Genomic DNA, 26,383 nt, shown 5'->3' on the forward strand with positions numbered 1-26,383 from the left:
TGAAGGTTGGTAATACTAGAATTCGAGTATGCACAAAGAAAGTTTTACATTGTTCGCATTTTCGACTTGATTGTAATATTTCAGTATGATATAGTAAGCAGTGGTGTCAGTACAAAGTACACACGTTTACTGATTTAAGTGTTGGTGCTACGTTTGTAGTTTCGCTTAGAGATGAAGTAAACGGAGGATATCAAAAACCATTTAGGAGGAACTATATTATGTCAGTAATTTCTATGAAGCAATTGCTTGAAGCTGGTGTTCATTTCGGACATCAAACTCGTCGTTGGAACCCAAAAATGAAGCGTTACATTTTCACAGAGCGTAACGGTATCTACATCATCGACTTACAAAAAACTGTGAAAAAAGTTGAGGAAGCTTACAGAACGATGCGCGACATCGCTGCTGAAGGCGGAGACATCTTATTCGTAGGTACTAAAAAACAAGCACAAGAAGCTATTAAAGAAGAAGCAACTCGTGCTGGTATGTACTTCGTTAACCAACGTTGGTTAGGCGGAACTTTAACAAACTTCCAAACAATCCAAAAGCGTATCAAGCGTCTTAAAGACATCGAAAGAATGCAAGAAGATGGTACTTTCGAAGTACTTCCTAAGAAAGAAGTTGTTCAACTTAAAAAAGAGTTAGAGCGTCTTGAGAAATTCTTAGGCGGTATTAAAGATATGAAAGGTCTTCCAAGTGCATTATTCGTAGTAGACCCTCGTAAAGAGCGTATTGCAGTTGCTGAAGCACGCAAATTACACATTCCAATCATCGGTATCGTTGATACAAACTGTGATCCAGACGAAATCGATCACGTTATCCCAGCAAACGATGATGCAATTCGTGCTGTAAAACTTCTTACATCTAAAATGGCAGACGCGATCCTTGAAGCAAAACAAGGTGAAGAAACTGTTACTGCGTAACAAAGTTGGAAAGGTGATAAGGGGTTCGGCCTTTTATCACCTTTTTTAAGGTATAAACACCTTTATAAAAGGTATAAATACATATTTTAGGAGGATGAAAAGTATGGCAATCACTGCTCAAATGGTAAAAGAATTACGTGAAAAAACTGGCGCAGGTATGATGGACTGCAAAAAAGCTTTAACAGAAACTAACGGCGACATGGAGAAGGCAATTGACTTCTTACGTGAAAAAGGTATTGCGAAAGCTGCTAAAAAAGCTGACCGCATTGCTGCTGAAGGTTTAACTTTCATCGAAACAAACGGTAACGATGCTTTAATCTTAGAATTAAACTCTGAAACTGATTTCGTTGCGAAAAACGAAGGTTTCCAAACACTAATTAAAGAATTAGCTGCTCACTTATTAACTAACAAACCAGCTAACGTTGAAGAAGCTATGGCTCAAACAATGGAAAACGGTAAAAAAGTTGAAGAGCACATCAACGAAGCAATCGCTAAAATTGGTGAAAAACTTACACTTCGTCGTTTCGAAATCGTATCAAAAACTGATGCAGATGCATTCGGCGCTTACCTACACATGGGTGGACGCATTGGTGTATTAACAGTTCTTGAAGGTTCTACTGATGAAGCTGCTGCTAAAGATGTTGCAATGCACATCGCTGCAGTTAACCCTAAATACATCGACCGCGATGCTGTAACAGCTGAAGAAGTTGAGCATGAGCGTCAAGTATTAACACAACAAGCATTAAACGAAGGCAAGCCTGAGAAAATCGTTGCAAAAATGGTTGAAGGCCGTTTAGGCAAATTCTTCGAAGAGATTTGCTTACTTGACCAAGCATTCGTTAAAAACCCTGATATGAAAGTTCGTCAGTTCGTTGAGTCTAAAGGCGGAACATTAAAAGGATTCGTTCGCTACGCTGTTGGTGAAGGTATCGAAAAACGCGAAGACAACTTTGCTGAAGAAGTAATGAACCAAGTAAAAGGTAGCAACTAATACAGATTAGGGAACACATTGTGTTCCCTTTTTTAAAATAAAGATGTAAGCAATTGGAGGTTCATTATGAGTAAACCGAAATATAATCGTGTCGTTTTAAAGCTAAGTGGAGAAGCTTTAGCTGGAGAGCAAGGATTTGGAATTAACCCAACTGTTATTAAGTCAGTTGCGGAACAAGTAAAAGAAATTGCAGAACTTGATGTAGAGGTTGCTGTTGTTGTTGGTGGCGGTAACATTTGGCGTGGGAAAATTGGAAGTGAAATGGGCATGGATCGTGCAGGGGCAGATTACATGGGCATGTTAGCGACAGTTATGAATTCATTAGCTCTTCAAGATAGCTTGGAGAATATCGGAATTCAAACTCGTGTACAAACTTCAATTGAGATGCGTCAAGTTGCAGAACCTTACATTCGTCGTAAAGCAGTTCGTCACTTAGAGAAAAAACGTGTTGTTATCTTTGCAGCAGGTACAGGTAACCCATACTTCTCTACAGATACAACAGCAGCATTACGTGCGGCAGAAATTGAAGCAGATGTAATTTTAATGGCAAAAAACAATGTAGATGGTGTATATAATGCGGATCCATCTATTGATCCAACAGCTACGAAATATGAAACGCTTACTTACTTAGACGTATTAAAAGAAGGTTTAGGTGTAATGGATTCTACAGCTTCTTCTCTATGTATGGATAATGATATTCCATTAATTGTATTCTCAGTTATGGAAAAAGGTAATATTAAACGTGCCGTTTTAGGCGAAAATATCGGAACAGTGGTAAGGGGGAAATAAATATGGGACAACAAGTATTGAAGTCTTCAAATGAAAAAATGGAAAAAGCAGTTGCTGCTTATTCTCGTGAATTAGCAACAGTTCGTGCTGGCCGTGCAAACGCGTCTGTATTAGATAAGGTACAAGTTGATTACTATGGTGCACCAACACCAGTTGTGCAATTAGCGAACATTACAGTTCCAGAAGCGCGTTTACTAGTAATTCAACCTTATGATAAAACTTCTATCGGTGATATTGAAAAAGCAATTTTAAAAGCAGATTTAGGCTTAAATCCTTCTAATGATGGAACTGTAATTCGTATTGCATTCCCTGCATTAACAGAAGAACGTCGTCGTGATCTTGTAAAAGTTGTGAAAAAATATGCTGAAGAAGCTAAAGTTGCTGTTCGTAACGTACGTCGTGACGGAAATGATGATCTTAAGAAGCTTGAAAAAGCTGGCGAGATTACAGAAGATGATTTAAGAGGATATACTGAAGATATCCAAAAAGAAACAGATAAATATATTGCAAAAGTTGACGAAATCGCAAAAAACAAAGAAAAAGAAATCATGGAAGTGTAATAGCGATAACTTCGCAATTATGACCCTCTTCTTAAGGGGGTCTTTTTACACTTTTAGGCATACGTCTGCTTGCTGGAGGGTATGAATGATGTTTAAAAACTTTCCTTTTTTTAAAGGTAAAAAGGACACATCGTTTGATCATCTCGTTGAAGAAGTGAAAAAAGGATATATCCCAGAACATATTGCCATCATTATGGATGGGAATGGAAGATGGGCAAAGAGGAGAGCAATGCCTCGTATTGCGGGACATCATGAAGGTATGCAAGTTGTAAAGAAAATTACAAAATTTGCAAGTAAACTTAATGTGAAAGTGTTAACTCTTTATGCTTTTTCAACTGAGAACTGGAAAAGACCGAAAAAGGAAGTTGATTATTTAATGAAGCTTCCAGAAGAATTTCTAGGTACATTTTTACCAGAATTGATTGAAGAAAACGTACAAGTCCGAGTAATAGGGCAAAAAGATCGTCTTCCTACGCATACACGCAGAGCGATGGAGAAAGCCATGGAAGATACGAAAGAGAATACGGGATTAATTCTTAATTTCGCGTTAAACTATGGAAGTCGAGATGAAATCGTTTCTGCTGTGCAACATATGATGAAAGATAATGAGGAAGGAAAAATTCGTTCTGAAGAGGTAAGTGAAGAAATGCTTTCCTCCTACTTAATGACGAGTTCTTTACCTGATCCAGAGTTGTTAATCCGAACAAGCGGAGAGCTACGTATTAGTAATTTCATGTTATGGCAAATTGCATATTCGGAGTTTTGGTTTACAGACGTGTATTGGCCAGACTTCAAAGAAGAACATTTGCTAAATGCGATTACTGACTTTCAACATAGAGGGCGCAGATTCGGAGGCGTGTAGAAAGAGAGGGTTTGGTAGTGAAACAGAGAATTATTACTGGAGTGGTTGCTGCCGCGCTATTCATTCCCATCGTAATATACGGTGGCGTGCCTTTTACGGTTTTAGTGTATGCACTTGCTTCTATAGGTTTATATGAATTAATTCGTATGAATAAGCTTACGCTTATTTCAGTACCGACAGTTTTAGCTGCAGTATTATTGTGGATTCTTTTAATTCCAAGTAGTGCATCAGAACTGTTTACATGGATTGGATTAGGTAAATTGGAAATCACATTTGTGATTGTTTTATTACTTTTATCATATACAGTCCTTTCTAAGAATACATTTACTTTTGATAATGCTTCATTTTTACTGATGGCAACGACATATGTGGCAATGGGATTCTTATATTTAAATGAAACGAGAATATTAGGAATTAAATATGTATTTTGCGCATTATTTGTTATATGGGCTACTGATTCAGGCGCATATTTCGTAGGAAAAGCATTGGGCAAGAGAAAATTGTGGCCAGAAATCAGTCCAAATAAAACGATTGAAGGTTCATTAGGGGGCATCGTTTGTGGAATTATTGTGGCACTTGTTTACAACGTGTTCTTCCCAGTCGAATCGAATGTAGTAATTTTAATTGTGCTGACAATTATCATTTCTATTTTTGGACAAATTGGTGATTTAGTACAATCTGCTTTTAAACGTCATTATGGCGTAAAGGATTCAGGTACAATTTTACCTGGGCATGGTGGTATATTAGACCGAACAGATAGTTGGTTATTCGTTTTACCAATTCTCTACTTCTTATTACAATACAATTAATAAATGAACGAGGGGTTGGAGTCATGAAAAACATTAGTTTATTAGGTGCAAGCGGATCAATTGGTACACAAACTTTAGATGTATTACGCTCGCACCCAGACCAATTCCGTCTCGTTGCTTGTTCTGTAGGGAAAAATATTGACTACGCAGTAAAGGTAATTCAAGAATTTTCTCCGCAAATCGTCTCTGTGCAAAGAGAGGAAGATGTTTTAAAATTACAATCTGTTTCTGGTAATACAAAAATTGTATATGGTAGTGAAGGACTTTTAGAAGTAGCATTACATCCAGATGCGGAGATTGTAGTAAATGCTGTTGTAGGTAGCGTAGGGTTGTTACCAACACTTCGTGCAATTGAGGCGAAAAAAACAATTGGAATTGCAAATAAAGAAACGTTAGTAACTGCAGGACATCTTGTAATGGAAGCAGCACGAAAACATAATGTTTCGTTACTTCCAGTTGATAGTGAACATTCGGCTATTTTTCAATGCTTGAATGGTGAAAATGAAAAAAGAATTTCTCGTCTTATTATAACGGCTTCTGGTGGAAGTTTCCGCGATAAAACGAGGGATGAATTGCATCGTGTGACCGTAGAAGATGCGCTTCGACATCCAAACTGGTCAATGGGTTCGAAAATTACAATTGATTCTGCTACAATGATGAATAAGGGACTAGAAGTAATTGAAGCACATTGGCTTTTTGGTATCCCTTATGAGCAAATCGATGTTGTTTTACATAAAGAAAGTATTATCCATTCTATGGTTGAATTTGAAGATCGTAGTGTAATGGCGCAGCTTGGTTCACCTGATATGCGAGTACCAATTCAATACGCACTTACATATCCTGATAGATTGCCTCTTTCAGACACAAAACAGTTAAACTTATGGGAAATAGGGACGTTGCATTTTGAGAAAATGGACCAAGAACGATTCCGTTGTTTACGTTTTGCGTATGAAGCTGGAAAAGCAGGTGGAAGTATGCCAGCTGTAATGAACGCAGCGAATGAAGTAGCTGTTGAAGCCTTTTTACAAAAGAGAATTGATTTCTTAACAGTGGAAGACCTCATTGAAAAAGCAATGAACCATCACAATGTCATTGCACGACCGAGCTTAGAGGAAATTTTGGAAATTGATGCGGCCACAAGACGGTTTGTGATGGAACAAATTTAGCAAAGGTGGTTATGGAATTGAATACAGCGATTGCCTTTATATTAATTTTCGGTGCACTCGTATTTTTCCATGAGCTAGGGCATCTATATTTCGCAAAAAGAGCAGGTATTTTATGCCGCGAGTTTGCGATTGGTTTTGGTCCGAAAATATTCTCATTTGAAAAGAATGAAACGGTGTATACGATTCGATTACTGCCCCTTGGTGGCTATGTAAGAATGGCTGGCGAGGATGCGGACACAGTTGAGTTAAAGCCTGGGAAAAAGGTTGGCCTTGTATTAAATGAAAAAGACGAAGTTGTGAAATTAGTTTTTGATGGATATGAAAAGTATCCAAATGTTCGTGTTATTGAAGTCGAACAAGCTGATTTGGAGCATAATTTAACAATTTCGGGCTATGAAGAGTACGAGGAAGAGCTTCAAACATTCCGAGTGAATGAAAAGGCTCGTATTATTACTGCGGGGGAAGAAATTCAAATTGCCCCGTATAATAGACAATTTGGCTCGAAAAAACTAGGGCAACGCGCTTTAACAATCTTTGCGGGTCCTGCAATGAACTTCATTTTAGCATTTGTTATTTTTGTGATTCTTGGATTTGTACAAGGGGTCCCTATTGACAAACCAATGGTCGGAAAAGTGATGGATAACAGTGCAGCACAGCAAGCTGGATTGAAAGAGAATGATACAATTCAAGCTATTGATGGGAAAAACACAAGTACATGGAAAGATGTTGTTACTATTGTACGTGAAAACCCAAATAAAGAAATTACGTTACAAGTAAAGCGTGATAATGAACAGTTTAATGTGAAAGTAACGCCAACACTTGATAAAGAAGGAAAAGACGAAGTTGGTAGAATCGGTGTTTATTCTCCTGTAGAGAAAACAGTAATGGGTTCTATTAAATCAGGATTTGAACAAACGTACCAATGGACGAAACTAATTTTTGAATCTCTTGTTAAATTAGTAACTGGTCAATTTTCTATTAATGAGTTATCAGGTCCAGTAGGAATTTATAATCTAACAGATCAAGTTGTAGATTATGGGTTTACGCGTGTACTAAGTTTAGCTGCAGTTCTAAGCATTAATCTTGGTTTATTTAATTTATTACCAGTTCCTGCTTTAGATGGTGGCCGTTTATTCTTCTTCTTAATTGAAGCGTTACGAGGAAAACCAATTGATCGCCAAAAAGAAGGAATGGTTCACTTTATTGGTTTTGCATTATTAATGTTACTTATGTTAGTTGTAACTTGGAATGACATTCGTAAGTTTTTCTTGTAAAATAAAGTGAAACTTATAATGAAATAGAGCTCGTAGAATAAAATCCCTCACCTAACTCGAGGTGAGGGGTTTTACTGCGTGTAAGAGTAAAATGAAGAGGTGCAAATAAATGAAACAAAGTATGGTATTCAGTCCTACATTACGTGAAGTTCCAGCTGATGCTGAAATTAAGAGTCATCAGCTATTACTTCGTGCAGGTTTTATGCGTCAAAATGCTTCTGGTATTTATAGCTTTCTACCATTTGGATTAAAAGTATTACACAAAGTAGAACGTATCGTTCGAGAAGAAATGGAGCGCGCAGGAGCTGTAGAATTATTAATGCCAGCTATGCAAGCTGCGGAATTATGGCAAGAATCAGGTCGTTGGTATTCTTACGGATCTGAATTAATGCGTATGAAAGATCGTAATGCTCGTGAATTCGCATTAGGAGCGACACATGAGGAAGTAATTACGGATCTTGTGCGTGATGAAGTGAAATCATATAAAAAATTACCGTTAACATTATACCAAATTCAAACAAAATTCCGTGATGAGCAAAGACCTCGTTTCGGCTTATTACGTGGAAGAGAGTTTCTAATGAAAGATGCATACTCTTTCCATGCTACACAAGAGAGCTTAGATGAAGTATACGATCGCTTATATAAAGCATACTCTAACATTTTTGCTCGCTGTGGTTTGAATTTCCGTGCAGTTATTGCTGATTCTGGAGCAATGGGCGGAAAAGATACACATGAATTTATGGTATTATCTGATGTTGGTGAAGATACAATTGCATACTCTGACACATCTGATTATGCAGCAAACATCGAAATGGCTCCTGTTGTAGCTACGTATAAGAAGAGTGACGAAGCAGAAAAAGCACTTGAAAAAGTAGCAACACCAGACCAAAAAGCAATTGAAGAAGTATCTGCATTCTTAAACATTGCAGCTGACAAGTGCATTAAGTCTATGGTGTTTAAAGTAGATGAGAAATTAGTAGTTGTACTTGTTCGTGGTGATCACGAAGTAAACGATGTGAAAGTGAAAAATGTATACGGCGCTTCAGTTGTTGAGCTTGCTTCTCATGAAGAAGTAAAAGCATTATTAAATTGTGAAGTGGGTTCATTAGGACCGATTAATGTAACAGGTGATATCGAAATTATTGCTGATCATGCTGTAGCATCAATTGTTAACGGATGTTCAGGAGCGAATGAAGAAGGATTCCATTATGTAAATGTAAATCCAGAACGTGACTTTAAAGTAAGTCAATATACAGATTTACGCTTCATTCAAGAAGGAGACCAATCTCCAGATGGAAACGGAACAATTCTTTTCGCACGCGGAATTGAAGTTGGTCATGTATTCAAATTAGGAACTCGTTATAGTGAAGCAATGAACGCAACATTCCTAGATGAAAACGGAAAAACACAACCACTTATTATGGGTTGTTACGGTATCGGTGTATCTCGTACAGTAGCAGCAATTGCAGAGCAATTTAACGATGAGAACGGCTTAGTTTGGCCAAAAGCGGTAGCACCGTTCCATGTGCATGTAATTCCAGTAAATATGAAATCTGATGCACAACGTGAAATGGGTGAAAATATTTACAACTCATTACAAGAACAAGGCTATGAAGTGTTATTAGACGATCGTGCAGAACGTGCAGGTGTTAAATTTGCAGATGCAGATTTATTCGGTCTTCCAGTTCGTGTTACAGTTGGTAAAAAAGCAGACGAAGGTATTGTAGAAGTGAAAGTACGTGCTACAGGTGAGTCTGAAGAAGTAAAAGTAGAAGAACTTCAAACATATATTGCAAATATTTTAAAATAAGAAGAGGTACCTCGTAATGGGGTACCTTCTCTTTCTTTGTAAACGTATTTTGTAAAAGAAGAGGTGAGAAATCTTTCTTTGTGGTACGTTTCAATTTATAATAGCAAATGGAAGGAGAGTGCTTATGTCTTTAACAAATGAACAACAAGAGCGATTTCAAATTTTGCTCCAGCAGTTGCAAATACCAGACGACCTTATAAATCAATATTTACAAGGCGGTGGTATTGAAAGGCTCGTTATTGATAAAGCGAATAAAAGTTGGCATTTTGATTTACAAGTGCCACGTATTTTGCCTACAGAATTATATGAATTGCTAGAAACAAAGCTTAAGCAATCATTTTCTCATATTGCAAGAACAACATTTGCATTAGAAACAGAGAATAAACAATTTACAGAAGAAGAAGTGAGGGCGTATTGGCCGCTTTGTACGGAACGAATTACATTTTCACCTATGTTCGCATACTTAAAGAAGCAGCTTCCACAGGTGAATGGAGTGAAGTTGCTAATAAATGTAAATAACGAGCTGGAGTCTACGGCTTTAAAGAAAAACGTTGCGAAACCAGTAGGGGATCAATACGAAGTTTTTGGATTCCCGCGTTTTCAGTTAGACACACATATACAGCAAAATACAGAAGAAATGCAAAAGTTTCGTGAACAAACGCAGCAAGAAGACCGTGAGCGTGTTATACAAGCTATGGAAGAAATGGCGAAGAAGCAAGCTGAAGAAAGCAGCGTTGTGTATGAAGGACCGATTACACTCGGGTATCTTATTAAGCCAGATGAAGAGATTACACCGATGCGAGAAATTCAAGATGAAGAAAGAAGAAAAACGGTTCAAGGATATGTCTTCCATGTAGAAACAAAAGAGCTTCGTAGTGGGCGTACGTTATTAACTTTAAAAATAACGGATTATACGGATTCTATTATGATCAAAATGTTCTCGCGTGACAAAGAAGATATTCCAATGCTGCAATCCTTGAAAAAAGGAATGTGGGTGAAAGCGCGTGGTTCTGTTCAAAACGATACATTCGTTCGAGATTTAGTAATGATTGCAAATGATATTAATGAAATAACAGGACCGTCTCGTAAAGATAAAGCACCAGAAGGCGAAAAACGAGTAGAGCTGCATCTCCATACTCCGATGAGTCAAATGGACGCTGTCACTCCAGTTTCTAAGCTTGTTGCTCAAGCTGGTAAATGGGGACATGAGGCTATTGCGGTTACAGATCATGCCGTGGCTCAGTCCTTCCCAGAGGCGTATTCTGCAGGGAAGAAGGCTGGTGTTAAAGTTATATATGGTGTAGAAGCAAATCTAGTTAATGATGGTGTACCGATAGCGTATAACGAAGCGCATCGTTTACTTGCAGAGGAAACGTATGTTGTTTTCGACGTTGAGACGACAGGTTTATCAGCTGTATACGATACAGTCATTGAGTTGGCTGCCGTAAAAGTAAAGGGTGGCGAAATTATTGATCGCTTTGAATCTTTCGCAAATCCACATCAACCATTATCAGCGACGATTATTGAATTGACAGGTATTACGGATGATATGTTAACTGATGCACCTGAAGTGGACGAAGTGTTTAAAAAGTTTGAGGAATGGATGGGCGACCATACACTTGTTGCCCATAACGCGAGCTTTGATATGGGCTTTATTAACGTAGGTTTTAAAAAGGCTGGACTAGAAAAAACGAATAATCCAGTTATTGATACGTTAGAACTTGCACGATTTTTATTCCCAGAAATGAAAAATCATCGATTAAATACGATGTGTAAAAAACTTGATATTGAATTAACACAACATCACCGTGCGATTTATGATACAGAAGCGACGGGATATTTACTTGTGAAAATGTTGAAAGACGTAATTGAAAAGGGATTTGAATATCACGATCAATTAAATGATAGCATGGGACAAGGGGATGCGTATAAGCGTGGCCGTCCAAGTCATATGACGTTACTTGCCACATCGGATGTTGGATTGAAAAATTTATATAAACTTGTTTCATATTCTCACCTTAATTACTTTTACCGTGTACCACGTGTGCCGAGGTCACTATTAAAAAAATATCGTGAAGGAATTTTAGTAGGAACGGCTTGTGATAAAGGTGAAGTGTTCGAGGCAATGATGCAAAAGGCACCTGAAGAGGTAGAAGAAATTGCCCAGTTCTATGATTACATTGAAGTAATGCCTCCAGAGGTGTTGCGTCATTTAGTAGAACGTGAGCTTGTTCGAGACGAAGGTCAATTAAAAACAATTATTTCTAACTTAGTAAAACTAGGTGAGACGTTAGATAAACCAGTTGTTGCTACAGGAAACGTGCATTATTTAGACCCTGAGGATGCGATGTATCGTAAAATTTTAGTCAGTTCGCAGGGCGGAGCCAATCCGTTAAATCGACATTCATTACCGCCAGTACATTTCCGTACAACTGATGAGATGTTAGAATGTTTTTCATTCTTAGGTGAAGACAAAGCGAAAGAAGTTGTTGTAACAAATACACAAAAGATTGCGTCATTAATTGGTGATGTGCATCCAGTAAAAGACGATCTATACACACCGAAAATTGAAGGTGCTGATGATGAAACGCGTGATATGAGTTATAAAATGGCGCGTAGCATTTATGGTGAAGAGCTACCGGAAATTGTAGAAGCACGTTTAGAAAAAGAATTAAAAAGTATTATTGGGCATGGATTCGCCGTAATTTATTTAATTTCACATAAGCTTGTGAAAAAATCGTTAGTAGACGGATATCTAGTAGGTTCGCGTGGATCGGTAGGGTCATCATTTGTTGCAACGATGATGGAAATTACAGAAGTAAACCCATTACCACCACACTATGTATGTCCGAAGTGTAAGCAATCAGAATTCTTTAATGATGGTTCTGTAGGTTCTGGTTTTGACTTACCAGATAAAGAATGTCCTGCTTGTAATATTCCATATGTAAAAGATGGACATGACATTCCTTTCGAAACGTTCCTTGGATTTAAAGGAGATAAGGTGCCCGATATCGATTTGAACTTCTCCGGGGAATACCAACCACGTGCCCATAACTATACGAAAGTACTGTTCGGTGAAGACTATGTATATCGTGCAGGAACGATTGGTACAGTTGCGGAAAAAACTGCTTACGGATATGTAAAAGGTTATGCAAATGATCATAACTTAACGATTCGAAATGCAGAGATTGATCGCTTAGTAGCAGGGTGTACCGGTGTAAAACGTACAACAGGACAGCATCCAGGCGGTATTATCGTTGTGCCAGATTACATGGATATCTTTGATTTCTCACCAATACAGTACCCAGCTGATTCAATTGGTGCTGAATGGAGAACAACGCATTTTGATTTCCACTCAATTCATGATAATTTATTAAAACTTGATATACTAGGACACGATGATCCGACCGTTATTCGTATGTTACAAGATTTAAGTGGTATTGATCCGAAAACAATCCCAACGGATGATCCAGAAGTAATGAAAATTTTCTCTGGTCCAGAATCGTTAGGGGTAACGGAAGAGCAAATTAACTGTAAAACAGGTACACTTGGTATACCAGAGTTTGGTACAAAATTCGTAAGACAGATGTTAGAAGAGACGAAACCGACGACATTCTCAGAGTTAGTCCAAATTTCTGGACTATCACATGGTACTGACGTATGGCTTGGTAATGCAAACGAGTTAATTTATAACGGTACATGTACGCTGAGCGAAGTTATCGGTTGTCGTGATGACATCATGGTATATTTAATCTATCAAGGTCTAGATCCATCATTAGCCTTCAAAATCATGGAGTCGGTTCGTAAAGGTAAAGGTGTACCGGAAGAATGGGAAGAAGACATGAAAAATAATAATGTACCAGGTTGGTATATTGATTCATGTAAGAAGATTAAATACATGTTCCCTAAAGCCCATGCGGCTGCTTACGTACTTATGGCTGTACGTATCGCATACTTTAAAGTACATTTTGCACTGTTATTCTATGCCGCATATTTTACAGTTCGTGCAGATGATTTTGATGTAGAGGCAATGGCGAAAGGTTCAGCATCTATACGTGCAAGAATTGATGAAATTGCTCAAAAGGGACTAGATGCTGCGCCGAAAGAGAAAAGTTTATTAACAGTACTAGAAATGACACTTGAAATGTGTGAGCGTGGATACTCATTCCAAAAGGTGGATTTATACCGCTCACATGCAACAGAATTTATTATTGATGGAGACACATTAATTCCTCCATTTAATGCGGTACCTGGTCTTGGTACAAACGCAGCTTTAAGTATTGTGGAAGCACGTAAAAATGGAGACTTCTTATCAAAAGAGGACTTGCAGCAGCGTAGTAAGGTTTCGAAAACAATTATTGAGTATTTAGATAGTCAAGGTTGTTTAGGAGATTTACCGGATCAAAACCAGTTATCACTGTTCTAGTAGGTAGGAAAAGTCTTTGCAAATCAACATTTCCTATGATATACTATTAACCGAGATAACCATGTCATGTATATTGTGTAAAGAAAAGAGTGGGGAAACCCACTCTTTCGTGTTACTATCTATGTTTTCTCTACGTAGATAGGTAAAAGATTTCTGTCGTATATACATATTTTGTTACAAGTTTTACTTCTTAAATTTGGTAATACTAAGACAGATAATCCCTGCTGAACAGCAGGGGCTTTTGTTAGCTAACGAGAAAGAATAAGATAGACCGTTTTTAAAGTGGCGGGATCTTCTTCTTTTAAATGGTACATGACGGCAGGAAGGAGGCTGTTTATGGATAAGAAAGTCACAGAAGTTGTAGAAGCATTTGCGCAGCCGATCGTTGAAGAGTTAAATCTTGAACTTGTAGATGTAGAGTATGTGAAAGAAGGACAAGACTGGTTCTTACGCGTATTCATCGATTCTGAAAAGGGAGTCGACATTGAAGAATGCGGTGCGGTAAGTGAACGTTTAAGCGAAGCTTTAGATAAAGAGGATCCAATTCCTCATCTTTACTTTTTGGATGTATCATCTCCTGGAGCGGAACGCCCATTAAAGAAAGAAAAAGACTTCCAGCAAGCGGTAGGAAAACAAGTGGCAATTAAAACATATGAGCCGATTGATGGTGAAAAGATGTTTGAAGGAAAACTGCTTTCTTACGATGGTACAACAATAACATTATTATTAACAATTAAAACACGTAAAAAAGAAATCCAAATTTCGATGGATAAAGTCGCAAATGCGCGACTTGCTGTTACGTTTTAGTTAGAAGGGGGATCTTCATGAGCACTGAGTTATTAGATGCTTTGCTCGTATTAGAATCTGAAAAAGGCATTAGCAAAGACATTATTATTGATGCGATTGAAGCAGCTTTAATCTCTGCTTATAAGCGCAATTTTAATCAAGCACAAAACGTTCGTGTGAGCTTTAACCCAGAAGTGGGAACAATTCAAGTTTTAGCACGTAAAGACGTAGTAGACAATGTGTTTGATCCACGTCTTGAAATTTCTGTAGAGGAAGCAAGACAAATTAATCCAAACTACCAAGATGGTGACGTACTAGAAATTGAAGTAACACCAAAAGACTTTGGTCGTATTGCAGCACAAACTGCAAAACAAGTTGTCACACAACGAGTGCGTGAAGCAGAGCGCGGTGTTATTTACTCTGAGTTTAGTGACCGTGAAGAAGATATTATGGTAGGTATTGTACAACGTCAAGATGCTCGTTTCATCTATGTAAGCTTAGGAAAAGTAGAAGCTTTATTACCTGTAAGTGAGCAAATGCCTAATGAGCAATACAAACCACATGATCGTATTCGCGTATTCATTACGAAAGTAGAAAAAACGACAAAAGGACCACAAATTTACGTATCACGTACACATCCTGGTCTTTTAAAACGTTTATTCGAAATGGAAGTTCCTGAAATCTATGATGGAACTGTAGAAATTCGTTCTGTAGCACGTGAAGCTGGCGATCGCTCTAAGATCTCTGTATATGCAGAGAACACTGATGTTGATCCAGTTGGTTCTTGTGTAGGACCAAAAGGGCAACGTGTACAACGCATTGTAGACGAATTAAAAGGTGAAAAAATTGACATCGTCCGCTGGTCAAATGATCCAGTTGAATATGTTGCAAATGCATTAAGCCCATCACAAGTTGTTAAAGTACTTGTAGATGAAGAAGAAAAAGCGACAACAGTAGTTGTTCCAGACCACCAGTTATCATTAGCTATCGGTAAGCGTGGACAAAATGCACGTCTTGCAGCTAAATTAACAGGCTGGAAAATTGATATTAAGAGTGAGTCTGATGCGAAACAACTTGGTATTGTAACAGAAGAAGATAGCGTAATCGCATTTGGATTCGATTCAGTGGAAGACGAAATCGAATAGAGGTGATGAGTATGAGCAATCGAAAAGTTCCGTTACGAAAATGTGTTGCAACGCAAGAAATGAAATCAAAACGAGAGCTCGTTCGCATTGTTCGTTCCAAAGAGGGAGAAGTGTCCATTGATTTAACTGGGAAAAAATCAGGACGAGGTGCTTACTTGTCGAAGGACAAGGAGAGCATTCTTCAAGCTCAAAAGAAAAATGTTTTGGAACATCATCTAAAAGCGAAAATCGACGGTTCTTTATATGAAGAGCTTCTTGAGCTTGTTGAGAAGGAGTCGAAATAAGTGTCCGATTGGAAATCGTTTTTAGGACTAGCAAACCGGGCTCGGAAAATTATTTCGGGTGAAGAACTCGTTTTAAAAGAAGTACGAAGTGGCAAAGCAAAACTTGTATTGCTATCTGAAGATGCGTCAGTAAATACTACAAAACGCATCACAGATAAAACTACGTACTACAACGTACCAATGAGAAAGGTCGAAAATCGACAACAATTAGGGCATGCGATTGGGAGAGATGAGCGAGTCGTTGTAGCTGTGTTAGATGTAGGCTTTGCGAAAAAGCTGCGTAGCATGCTCGATACAAATTACCGGGGGTGAAGGTATGAGTAAAATTCGAGTGCATGAATATGCAAAAAAACATAATATCTCAAGTAAAGATCTTATGACAAAACTAAAAGAAATGAATATCGAGGTTTCGAATCATATGACAATGTTAGACGATGAAGTAGTAAATAAATTAGATAATGAATATCAAACTGAAAAACCTTCTGTTGCAGATGAGTTTGAAGTAGAAGAAAAAGTTGTTCGCAGTAAAAAGAACAGCAATAAGAAAAAGAAAAAAGGCAAAGGAAACGAAGACAAACGTCAAGAGAACTTTGCTGGTAGACAACAAACTCAAATTGTAGAAACACCAGATAAAATTACTTTCTCTGGAAGCCTTACAGTAGGAGATCTTGCTAAAAAATTAAGCAAAGAGCCATCTGAAATTATTAAGAAGCTCTTCATGCTTGGAATTATGGCAACAATTAACCAAGACTTGGATAAAGATACAATTGAGTTAATTGCTAACGACTACGGTATTGAAGTAGAAGAAGAAGTAATTGTAAGCGAGACTGAGTTTGAAACATTCATTGATGAGCAAGATGATGAAGAGAACTTAAAAGAACGTCCAGCTGTAGTTACAATCATGGGACACGTTGACCATGGTAAAACAACATTACTGGATTCTATTCGTAACTCAAAAGTAACTGCAGGCGAAGCGGGTGGAATTACTCAGCATATCGGTGCATATCAAGTTGAAGTAAACGATAAGAAGATTACATTCTTAGATACACCTGGTCACGCAGCATTTACAACGATGCGTGCTCGTGGGGCACAAGTAACGGATATTACAATCCTTGTTGTTGCAGCGGATGACGGTGTTATGCCACAAACGGTTGAAGCAATTAACCATGCGAAGGCAGCAGGAGTACCAATTATTGTTGCTGTGAATAAAATGGATAAACCAGCTGCAAACCCTGATCGCGTAATGCAAGAACTAACTGAATATGAATTAGTTCCAGAAGCTTGGGGCGGAGATACTATTTTCGTACCAATTTCTGCAATTCAAGGCGAAGGCATTGACAACTTACTAGAAATGATCCTTCTTGTAAGTGAAGTAGAAGAATATAAAGCAAATCCAAACCGCTATGCAACTGGTACAGTAATCGAAGCACAGCTTGATAAAGGTAAAGGAACTATCGCGACATTACTTGTTCAAAATGGTACGCTTCGAGTTGGAGATCCAATCGTTGTTGGAACTTCATTCGGACGTGTTCGTGCAATGGTAAGTGATATTGGTCGTCGTGTAAAAGTTGCTGGTCCATCAACTCCTGTTGAAATTACTGGTTTAAACGAAGTACCACAGGCTGGAGATCGTTTCATGGCATTTGCTGATGAGAAGAAAGCTCGTCAAATTGGTGAATCACGTGCACAAGAAGCGTTAGTTGCACAACGTGGTGAGAAATCTAAATTAAGCCTTGAAGATTTATTCCAACAAATCCAAGAGGGCGATGTAAAAGAAATTAACTTAATCGTAAAAGCAGACGTACAAGGTTCTGTTGAAGCGATGGCAGCATCACTTCGTAAAATTGATGTTGAAGGCGTAAAAGTTAAAATCATTCACACTGGTGTAGGTGCGATTACAGAATCTGATATCATTTTAGCTTCTGCATCTAATGCAATTGTAATTGGATTTAACGTACGTCCAGATGTGAACGCGAAGCGTACAGCTGAATTAGAGAACGTTGATATTCGTTTACACCGTATTATTTATAAAGTAATCGAAGAGATTGAAGCAGCTATGCAAGGTATGCTTGATCCAGAATTCGAAGAAAAAGTAATCGGTCAAGCAGAAGTTCGTCAAACGTTTAAAGTAACAAAAGTTGGAACAATCGCAGGTTGTTACGTAACAGACGGTAAAATTACGCGTGATAGTGGCGTACGTATTATCCGTGACGGCGTAGTAATTTTCGAAGGACAACTTGATACGTTAAAACGTTTCAAAGACGACGTAAAAGAAGTTGCACAAAACTATGAGTGTGGTATTACAATTGAGAGATATAATGATCTTAAAGAAGGGGACATCATTGAAGCGTACATTATGGAAGAAGTGAAGCGATGATTATCGCTTCACTCTCATTCGAGTGTATGATTTACGATGTGCATTCTTTAAAAGAGAAACGTGCAATTTTACAACGTGTGTTAACTCGTGTAAAACAGCGCTATAATGTAGCTGTTTCTGAAGTTGGGCACCAAGATGTATGGCAACGTACAGAAATTGCAATTGTTTCCGTATCCTCAAATCGTGTTATCTGTGAGAAAGAAATGAATCGTGTACTTGAGTACATCGATTCATTTCCTGAAATTGAACGTACAATAACACATTTGGAATGGTATTGAATGAGGTGAAGAGTTATGAAATTACGTGCGAACCGTGTGGGCGAGCAAATGAAAAAAGAATTAGGCGACATTATCAGTCGTAAAATTAAAGACCCACGTATTGGATTTGTTACAGTAACTGATGTACAAGTGAGTGGTGATTTACAAATTGCTAAAGTATATATTTCTGTTTTAGGTGATGAAGAACAGAAAGAAAATACTTTAAAAGGTTTAGCGAAGGCAAAAGGCTTTATTCGTTCAGAAATTGGCCAACGTATTCGTCTTCGTAAAACACCAGAAATTACCTTTGAGTTTGATGAGTCTATCGGATATGGTCATCGAATTGATACACTTTTACATGAAATTAATAAAGACGGTAAACGTGAAGAATAATGGATAGACATTTGTCTATCCATTTTTTCAATGCAAAATAAGTTTTGGATATTTACTACGAGAGAATTATGATGAGGTGAACATATATGGAAGGTGTAGTATTATTACATAAGCCAAAAGGCATGACATCACATGATTGTGTATTTAAATTAAGAAAGATATTGCGAGAAAAGAGAATTGGTCATACGGGAACATTAGACCCTGATGTAACAGGAGTATTACCAATTTGCGTTGGAAGAGCAACGAAAATTGCACAATTTTTAACAAGTGAAACGAAAACATATGAAGGTGAAGTAACATTAGGGTTTTCAACGACAACTGAAGATGCTTCTGGTGAGGTTGTTGAAACGAAAAATGTAGATCGTACTATTACTCGTAAGGAAGTAGAGAAAGTCCTTGCGGAATTAACAGGCACGATTGAACAAATGCCACCAATGTTCTCGGCTGTAAAAGTAAACGGGAAAAAATTATACGAATATGCAAGAGCAGGGCAAGAGGTGGAACGTCCAGTTCGTACAATTACAATTCATGAATTCATATTACTTGATGATCGTGAAGTTTTTGAAGGAGAAAATATTTCATTCCGTTTCCGTGTAACGTGTAGTAAAGGAACATATGTAAGAACGTTAGCTGTAATGATCGGGGAAAAACTTGGTTTCCCATCACATATGTCGCACCTTATAAGAACGGCATCTGGTGAATTTTTATTAGAAGATTGCATATCATTTGAAGAAATTGAAGAAAACGTGCAAAATGGAACAGTAGAGTCTATCTTCATTTCAATTGATGAAGCATTAAGTAAGTTTCCAAAAATGGTTGTAGATGAAAAGCAAGCAGAGAAAATAAAGAATGGTATGTTCTTAAAAAATGAATTAGAAATAACAGCACCATTTATTACAGTGTTTGATAAAAATGATCGTTGCTTAGCAATTTATGAACATCATCCGAAACATCCTGGTATGTTAAAGCCGATGAAAGTACTTGTGAATAATCAAGAACTAAAGCTATAATGAATTATTGGAAGGATTATTACAGAAAAAGGTGAATTCAAGCGTGAAACTTATTCATTTAACTCATCCACATGAACAAAATAAATTAGAATTACCACCTACTGTAATGGCATTAGGATTTTTTGATGGCATTCATTTAGGACATCAATGTGTAATTCGAACTGCGAAAAAAATAGCGGACGACCGAGGATATAAAAGTGCAGTTATGACATTTCATCCTCATCCATCTGTTGTTTTAGGAAAAAAGGATGCGCATGTGGAGTATATTACACCGATGCGCGATAAAGAAAAAATAGTCGAAAGCTTAGGAATCGATATATTATATGTAATTAAATTTGATGAATCATTTGCAGGGTTATTACCGCAACAATTTGTAGATGATTATATTATTGGTTTAAATGTAAAGCATGTAGTAGCAGGGTTTGATTATTCATATGGACGTTTAGGAAAAGGAAAGATGGAGACTTTACCATTTCATGCAAGAGGGGAGTTTACACAGACTGTGATTGAAAAAGTTGAATTTCAAGAAGAGAAAGTAAGTTCTACAGCATTACGAAAGTTAATTCGAAATGGCGAAATGGAGCAAATTCCATCTATTTTAGGTAGAGCCTATACTGTAGCGGGAACAGTTATACATGGCGACAAACGTGGACGTCAAATTGGTTTTCCAACAGCTAATGTAGGTTTAAGTGATGAGTATTTATTGCCACCTGTAGGTGTTTATGCAGTGAGATTAAAAGTTCACGATGAATGGTACGATGGTGTATGTAATATTGGATATAAACCAACTTTTAAAGAAGATGAGCGTCAATTATCAATTGAAGTGCATTTATTTGAATTTAACAAAGATATATACGATCAAAATGTTACAGTAGAGTGGCATATGCGTATAAGAGCAGAAAAGAAATTCAACGGTATTGATGAGTTAGTTGAACAAATCGCAAAAGATAAGAAAACAGCCCAAGAATATTTTGTGAGCGAAAAGAATATACTTGCTTTTTCAAATGAAAAGTAGTATTCTATGTTATGTACTTTATGACAACCATTGCTTGGCATTGCGACTCACCGACGCTTGCTAGGTAATTGGGGGTTTAATTAATAGGAGGTGAAATAGGATGGCTTTAACACAAGAGCGTAAAAATGAAATCATTGCACAATTTAGAACTCATGAGACTGATACTGGTTCTCCAGAGGTTCAAATTGCTGTCCTAACGGAGCAAATTAACACTCTAAACGAGCACTTACGTACTCACAAGAAAGATCATCATTCACGTCGTGGTCTATTAAAGATGGTTGGTAAACGTCGTAACTTACTAACTTACCTTCGTAATAGCGATATCACACGTTACCGTGAATTAATCACAAAGCTTGGCTTACGTCGATAGTCAAAGAAGCGGGAATATTCCCGCTTTTTTGTTAGGTAAAAATATATCTTCTACGCTTTATAGCTTACTTAATTTTAGGCAATACTAGAGGTAGAATATTGTGATATACTATCCATTTACATAGAAGAATTGAATACTTTAAATTGAGAGGGGTACTTAAATGAGTCAAGAAAAGCAAGTCTTCTCGATAGATTTAGCTGGTCGCCAGCTAACAGTTGAAACTGGTCAGCTTGCAAAACAAGCGAACGGAGCAGTATTAGTAAGATATGGCGATACAGCGGTTCTATCTACAGCAACTGCATCAAAAGAAGCAAAAAATGTAGATTTCTTCCCACTTACAGTAAACTATGAAGAGCGTTTATATGCAGTCGGAAAAATTCCTGGCGGTTTCATTAAACGTGAAGGTCGTCCAAGTGAAAAAGCAATTTTGGCAAGTCGTTTAATCGATCGTCCAATCCGTCCACTTTTCGCAGATGGTTTCCGTAACGAAGTACAAGTTGTCAGCATCGTAATGAGTGTTGATCAAGATTGTTCTTCTGAAATGGCAGCTATGCTTGGTTCTTCATTAGCGTTATCGATTTCAGATATTCCATTTGAAGGTCCAATCGCGGGTGCAACAGTTGGTCGTATTAACGGCGAATTCGTTATCAACCCAACAGTAGAACAGCAAGAACAAAGTGATATTCACCTTGTTGTAGCTGGTACGAAAGATGCAATTAACATGGTTGAAGCAGGAGCAGATCAAGTGCCTGAGGAAACAATGTTAGAAGCAATTATGTTTGGTCATGACGAAATTAAACGTCTAATTGCATTCCAAGAAGAGATTGTACAAGCTGTAGGTAAAGAGAAAACAGAAGTGAAACTTTATGAAGTTGACGCTGATCTTAACCAAGCTGTACGTGAAATGGCTGAAGAAGATATGCATTCAGCAATTCAAGTACATGAGAAGCATGCACGTGAAGATGCAATTAACGAAGTGAAAAAGCGTGTTATTGAGCATTACGAAGCGCAGGAAGCTGACGCTGATACATTAGGACAAGTAAATGAGATTTTATATAAAATTGTAAAAGAAGAAGTACGTCGTCTTATTACAGTTGAAAAAATCCGCCCAGATGGCCGTAAAGGTGACGAAATCCGTCCATTAGCATCAGAGGTTGGCATTTTATCTCGTACACACGGTTCTGGTTTGTTCACTCGTGGACAAACACAAGCATTAAGTATTTGTACATTAGGTGCATTAGGCGATGTGCAAATTTTAGATGGTCTTGGTGTAGAAGAATCAAAACGCTTTATGCACCATTACAATTTCCCATCATTTAGTGTTGGTGAAACTAGACCAATGCGTGGACCAGGTCGTCGTGAAATCGGTCACGGTGCACTAGGAGAACGCGCACTTGAGCCTGTAATTCCATCTGAAAAAGATTTCCCATACACAGTACGTCTTGTATCTGAAGTTTTAGAATCAAATGGTTCTACTTCACAAGCAAGTATTTGTGGTAGTACTTTAGCAATGATGGATGCTGGTGTTCCACTTAAAGCTCCAGTTGCAGGTATTGCAATGGGTCTAGTTAAAACTGGTGAGCATTACACAATTTTATCTGATATTCAAGGTATGGAAGATCATTTAGGTGATATGGACTTTAAAGTAGCAGGTACAGCACAAGGTGTAACTGCACTACAAATGGACATTAAAATCGATGGTCTATCTCGTGAGATTTTAGAAGAGGCATTACAACAAGCGAAAGTTGGTCGTGTGCACATTCTAAATCATATGTTATCTGTTATTCCAGAGCCACGCACTGAATTATCAGCGTACGCTCCAAAGATTATTACAATGACAATTAATCCAGATAAAATCCGTGACGTTATCGGACCGAGCGGTAAACAAATCAATAAAATTATTGAAGAAACTGGCGTTAAAATTGACATCGAGCAAGATGGCACAGTATTCATTTCTTCAATAAACCAAGAAATGAACGACAAAGCTAAGAAAATTATCGAAGATATCGTTCGCGAAGTACAAGTAGGTGAAATCTACGAAGGAAAAGTGAAACGTGTTGAGAAATTCGGTGCTTTCGTTGAATTATTCAGCGGTAAAGATGGATTAGTTCACATTTCTGAACTTGCACTTGAGCGTGTAGGTAAAGTAGAAGACGTTGTAAAAATCGGTGACGTAATTACGGTTAAAGTTATCGAGATTGACAAGCAAGGTCGTGTTAATCTATCTAGAAAAGTATTGCTAAAAGAAGAGCAAGAAAAAGAAGCTGCTAAAGAAGAAAACAAACAAGAGCAGCAATAAGCGAAAGCCAGTTTAACTGGCTTTTTTTGTTATGTAAAAATATGATTTATATATATTTTTATGTCAGTATAGGTATAGTTTTCATTATAACGCTCAAATTAACAAAGATAAGAAGAAAAATGTTTTTTTATATAGTTAATTTGGGAGGGTTTATATGAAAGTTCGTATATTGGCATACATATGTATATTTTCTTTATATGTCAGTTTAGGCTCTTATTCTGTTTTTGCACAGGATAACTTATATGAAGAAATTCAAAAGCATGCAAAACAATATGAGATTGCACCTCAAAATGCGATGATTGATAAGATATGGAAAGCAACACCAGGATATAATGGAAGACAAGTTGATATGGAAGCATCCTATAACAATATGAAGAAGCTAAAGGAATTTGATCAAAAACACCTTGAATTTAAGGAAGTATCACCGAGTGTCCACTTAGAAGATTTATCACCTGCTCCAATTTATAGGGGGCATCCGAATAAAAAGATGGTGGGATTAACAATAAATGTGGCATGGGGAAACGAGTATTTGCCTCGTATATTAGAAATATTGAAAAAGCATGATGTGAAGGCGACTTTCTTTTTAGAAGGACGTTGGGTGAAAGAAAATTTACGATTTGCAAAAATGATTGTCGATGCAAATCAAGAAGTCGGAAATCATTCTTATACGCACCCTAATATGAAAACGCTATCGTCTGATGAAATACGAGAGCAGTTACAAAAAACAAATCGAATGATTGAAGCTGCTACGAATCAAAAGGTGAGATGGTTTGCCCCGCCGAGTGGAAGTTTTCGGGATGAAGTCGTGAAAATCGCTGATGATTTCCAAATGGGAACGATTATGTGGACTGTCGATACAATCGATTGGAAGCGACCTGAGCCAGATGTACTATTGCAGAGAGTAATGAGAAAAATACACCCAGGTGCTATCGTATTAATGCATCCTACTTCGTCAACGGCAGAAGCATTAGATACAATGATTAAAAAATTGAAGGAACAAGGATATAAAGTAGGGAATATAACAGAATTACTGGATGAAAAACGTGTGGATTAAATACATTTGCATGACATTCATCCTTAAACTTGTTATCATTAAATAATAGCACTTATTTAGAGAAACTGGCAGTAGGAGGAAAGTTTTTGATTAAAAAATATACTTGTAAAAATGGTGTAAGAATAGTTATGGAGAATATACCAACTGTAAGATCGGTTGCGATTGGTATTTGGATCCATGCGGGATCAAGAAATGAAAATGAAAAAAATAACGGGATTTCTCACTTTTTAGAGCATATGTTCTTTAAAGGGACAGAAACACGTAGTGCACGCGAAATTGCAGAATCATTTGATAGTATTGGTGGGCAAGTGAATGCTTTTACTTCAAAAGAGTACACTTGTTACTATGCAAAAGTGCTAGATGAACATGCTAAATATGCTTTAGATGTATTAGCTGACATGTTCTTTAATTCAACATTTGATGAAGAAGAATTGAAAAAAGAGAAGAATGTCGTATGTGAAGAAATTAAAATGTACGAAGATGCTCCAGACGATATTGTGCATGATATGTTAACGAAAGCAACATATGAAACGCATCCGCTTGGATATCCTATTTTAGGAACAGAAGAAACACTTGATACGTTTACAGGTGATACGCTACGCCAATATATTAAGGATCATTATACACCTGAAAATGTAGTTGTTTCAGTTGCAGGAAATATTGATGAAGCCTTCTTACAAACGGTAGAGCAATATTTCGGTAGTTATGAAGGAACAACAAACCGTGAACAAGTACATAGTCCAATTTTCCATTTTAACAAAGTAGCACGTAAAAAGGAAACAGAACAAGCTCATTTATGTTTAGGATATAAAGGCTTACAAATGGGACACGAAGATATTTATAACTTAATTGTATTAAATAACGTTTTAGGCGGTAGTATGAGTAGCCGTTTATTCCAAGAAGTACGTGAGCAACGTGGGTTAGCTTACTCAGTATTTTCTTACCATTCTTCTTATGAAGATACAGGTATGTTAACACTGTATGGTGGAACAGGTAGTCAACAATTAGATACACTGTATGAAACAATGCAAGAAACATTAGAAACATTGAAAAATACAGGTATTACAGAAAAAGAGCTTATTAATAGTAAAGAGCAATTAAAAGGAAACTTAATGTTAAGTTTAGAAAGTACGAATAGTCGTATGAGCCGTAATGGTAAAAATGAATTGCTACTTCGTAAGCATCGTTCACTTGATGAGATTATCGAAAGTGTAAACACTGTAACAAAAGAAAATGTAGATGGGTTAATTCGTAACATGTTTACAGATGAATTCTCTGCAGCATTAATTAGTCCAGATGGAAAACTTCCAAAAGGAATAAAACTATAATCAACTTTTACGATGTATCTGAAAATAACCTTCTCTCTTTTTAAATGAGAGAAGGTTATTTTTTTTATACATATAGAATAGGTACTAATTATAGACAATGCAAATGAAAAATTTAGTAGGGGAGTGGAGTGAGTATGCGATTAAGTGAATTAAGCGGTAAAGAGGTTGTAGATATAGAAAAAGCGGAAAAAATGGGAGCCTTAGGTTATATGGATTTAGAGATTAATGAGAAAGACGGACAAATACAAACACTTATAATACCTGTAGGGAAGTGGGGAGGTTTTAAAAAGGAACCACAAGAAGTAAGAGTGGCATGGAGTCAAATAAAGAAAGTCGGACACGATATGCTTCTTTGTGATAGTATAGATCGTTCAAATTCGGAGTGAAGGATGGCCATTTTGGTCATCTTTTTTTGTATCTACATAGAAACCTGATAAATCATATGTGCATTTGGATTT

At 37.2% G+C, this 26,383-nt stretch carries 24 protein-coding genes; all 24 read left to right on the forward strand.

Annotated features, from left to right (window positions below; all coding sequences use genetic code 11):
- Positions 1 to 218 precede the first annotated feature (218 nt).
- Positions 219 to 920: a 30S ribosomal protein S2 gene (gene rpsB / locus GBN78_RS02510; protein ID WP_000111485.1), complete on the forward strand. Its 702-nt coding sequence runs from the start codon at positions 219 to 221 to the stop codon at positions 918 to 920.
- A 103-nt stretch (positions 921 to 1,023) separates the two neighbouring features.
- Entirely contained in the window at positions 1,024 to 1,911 is an 888-nt protein-coding gene (gene tsf, locus GBN78_RS02515; RefSeq protein ID WP_001018578.1) for a translation elongation factor Ts, read from the forward strand.
- A gap of 66 nt (positions 1,912 to 1,977) precedes the next feature.
- Entirely contained in the window at positions 1,978 to 2,700 is a 723-nt protein-coding gene (gene pyrH, locus GBN78_RS02520) for a UMP kinase (RefSeq protein ID WP_000042668.1), read from the forward strand.
- Between the two features lie 2 nt (positions 2,701 to 2,702).
- Positions 2,703 to 3,260 carry a ribosome recycling factor gene (gene frr, locus GBN78_RS02525; protein ID WP_000531501.1) on the forward strand — a complete coding sequence of 186 codons (558 nt, stop codon included), beginning with the start codon at positions 2,703 to 2,705 and terminating at the stop codon, positions 3,258 to 3,260.
- Between the two features lie 85 nt (positions 3,261 to 3,345).
- Entirely contained in the window at positions 3,346 to 4,122 is a 777-nt protein-coding gene (gene uppS, locus GBN78_RS02530; protein WP_000971296.1) for an isoprenyl transferase, read from the forward strand.
- A 17-nt stretch (positions 4,123 to 4,139) separates the two neighbouring features.
- Positions 4,140 to 4,931, forward strand: a complete 792-nt coding sequence (gene cdsA / locus GBN78_RS02535) for a phosphatidate cytidylyltransferase (protein WP_000813592.1) — start codon at positions 4,140 to 4,142, stop codon at positions 4,929 to 4,931.
- 23 nt (positions 4,932 to 4,954) lie between these two features.
- Entirely contained in the window at positions 4,955 to 6,097 is a 1,143-nt protein-coding gene (gene dxr / locus GBN78_RS02540) for a 1-deoxy-D-xylulose-5-phosphate reductoisomerase (protein ID WP_152126910.1), read from the forward strand.
- Positions 6,098 to 6,114: 17 nt separating this feature from the next.
- Complete coding sequence (gene rseP / locus GBN78_RS02545) at positions 6,115 to 7,371, forward strand: RIP metalloprotease RseP (protein WP_001090243.1); 1,257 nt, start codon at positions 6,115 to 6,117, stop codon at positions 7,369 to 7,371.
- A 109-nt stretch (positions 7,372 to 7,480) separates the two neighbouring features.
- Positions 7,481 to 9,181, forward strand: a complete 1,701-nt coding sequence (locus GBN78_RS02550) for a proline--tRNA ligase (protein WP_000814297.1) — start codon at positions 7,481 to 7,483, stop codon at positions 9,179 to 9,181.
- Positions 9,182 to 9,305: 124 nt separating this feature from the next.
- Positions 9,306 to 13,607, forward strand: a complete 4,302-nt coding sequence (locus tag GBN78_RS02555; protein WP_000060005.1) for a PolC-type DNA polymerase III — start codon at positions 9,306 to 9,308, stop codon at positions 13,605 to 13,607.
- A 336-nt stretch (positions 13,608 to 13,943) separates the two neighbouring features.
- Positions 13,944 to 14,414: a ribosome maturation factor RimP gene (rimP, locus tag GBN78_RS02560; RefSeq protein ID WP_000359096.1), complete on the forward strand. Its 471-nt coding sequence runs from the start codon at positions 13,944 to 13,946 to the stop codon at positions 14,412 to 14,414.
- Positions 14,415 to 14,431: 17 nt separating this feature from the next.
- Complete coding sequence (gene nusA, locus GBN78_RS02565) at positions 14,432 to 15,538, forward strand: transcription termination factor NusA (protein WP_000102604.1); 1,107 nt, start codon at positions 14,432 to 14,434, stop codon at positions 15,536 to 15,538.
- A gap of 11 nt (positions 15,539 to 15,549) precedes the next feature.
- A complete protein-coding gene (gene rnpM, locus GBN78_RS02570; protein ID WP_000071127.1) occupies positions 15,550 to 15,822 on the forward strand; it encodes an RNase P modulator RnpM in 273 nt (90 codons plus the stop codon).
- A complete protein-coding gene (locus GBN78_RS02575) occupies positions 15,823 to 16,134 on the forward strand; it encodes a YlxQ family RNA-binding protein (RefSeq protein ID WP_001286524.1) in 312 nt (103 codons plus the stop codon). It abuts the gene before it with no gap.
- Between the two features lie 4 nt (positions 16,135 to 16,138).
- Positions 16,139 to 18,199 (forward strand): translation initiation factor IF-2, encoded by a 2,061-nt coding sequence (infB, locus tag GBN78_RS02580; RefSeq protein WP_000036343.1) that lies wholly within the window; start codon positions 16,139 to 16,141, stop codon positions 18,197 to 18,199.
- A complete protein-coding gene (locus GBN78_RS02585; RefSeq protein ID WP_000582363.1) occupies positions 18,196 to 18,477 on the forward strand; it encodes a DUF503 domain-containing protein in 282 nt (93 codons plus the stop codon). The genes infB and GBN78_RS02585 overlap by 4 nt, the downstream gene beginning before the upstream one ends.
- A 15-nt stretch (positions 18,478 to 18,492) precedes the next feature.
- Positions 18,493 to 18,849 carry a 30S ribosome-binding factor RbfA gene (gene rbfA, locus GBN78_RS02590; protein WP_000776437.1) on the forward strand — a complete coding sequence of 119 codons (357 nt, stop codon included), beginning with the start codon at positions 18,493 to 18,495 and terminating at the stop codon, positions 18,847 to 18,849.
- Positions 18,850 to 18,935: 86 nt separating this feature from the next.
- Positions 18,936 to 19,859 (forward strand): tRNA pseudouridine(55) synthase TruB, encoded by a 924-nt coding sequence (truB, locus tag GBN78_RS02595; RefSeq protein WP_000399348.1) that lies wholly within the window; start codon positions 18,936 to 18,938, stop codon positions 19,857 to 19,859.
- 43 nt (positions 19,860 to 19,902) lie between these two features.
- On the forward strand, positions 19,903 to 20,874 hold the full coding sequence (gene ribF / locus GBN78_RS02600; RefSeq protein ID WP_000766702.1) for a bifunctional riboflavin kinase/FAD synthetase: 972 nt from the start codon (positions 19,903 to 19,905) through the stop codon (positions 20,872 to 20,874).
- A 100-nt stretch (positions 20,875 to 20,974) separates the two neighbouring features.
- Complete coding sequence (gene rpsO / locus GBN78_RS02605) at positions 20,975 to 21,244, forward strand: 30S ribosomal protein S15 (RefSeq protein WP_001229392.1); 270 nt, start codon at positions 20,975 to 20,977, stop codon at positions 21,242 to 21,244.
- A 160-nt stretch (positions 21,245 to 21,404) separates the two neighbouring features.
- Positions 21,405 to 23,543: a polyribonucleotide nucleotidyltransferase gene (gene pnp, locus GBN78_RS02610; protein WP_000076754.1), complete on the forward strand. Its 2,139-nt coding sequence runs from the start codon at positions 21,405 to 21,407 to the stop codon at positions 23,541 to 23,543.
- 154 nt (positions 23,544 to 23,697) lie between these two features.
- Positions 23,698 to 24,597 (forward strand): polysaccharide deacetylase family protein, encoded by a 900-nt coding sequence (locus GBN78_RS02615; protein ID WP_000868232.1) that lies wholly within the window; start codon positions 23,698 to 23,700, stop codon positions 24,595 to 24,597.
- A gap of 86 nt (positions 24,598 to 24,683) precedes the next feature.
- Positions 24,684 to 25,925: a M16 family metallopeptidase gene (locus GBN78_RS02620; RefSeq protein WP_000592989.1), complete on the forward strand. Its 1,242-nt coding sequence runs from the start codon at positions 24,684 to 24,686 to the stop codon at positions 25,923 to 25,925.
- Positions 25,926 to 26,059: 134 nt separating this feature from the next.
- Positions 26,060 to 26,311 carry a YlmC/YmxH family sporulation protein gene (locus tag GBN78_RS02625; protein WP_001239756.1) on the forward strand — a complete coding sequence of 84 codons (252 nt, stop codon included), beginning with the start codon at positions 26,060 to 26,062 and terminating at the stop codon, positions 26,309 to 26,311.
- Positions 26,312 to 26,383 lie beyond the last annotated feature (72 nt).

The organism is Bacillus sp. B2-WWTP-C-10-Post-4, assembly GCF_009183805.1.
GTDB lineage: Bacteria > Bacillota > Bacilli > Bacillales > Bacillaceae_G > Bacillus_A > Bacillus_A cereus.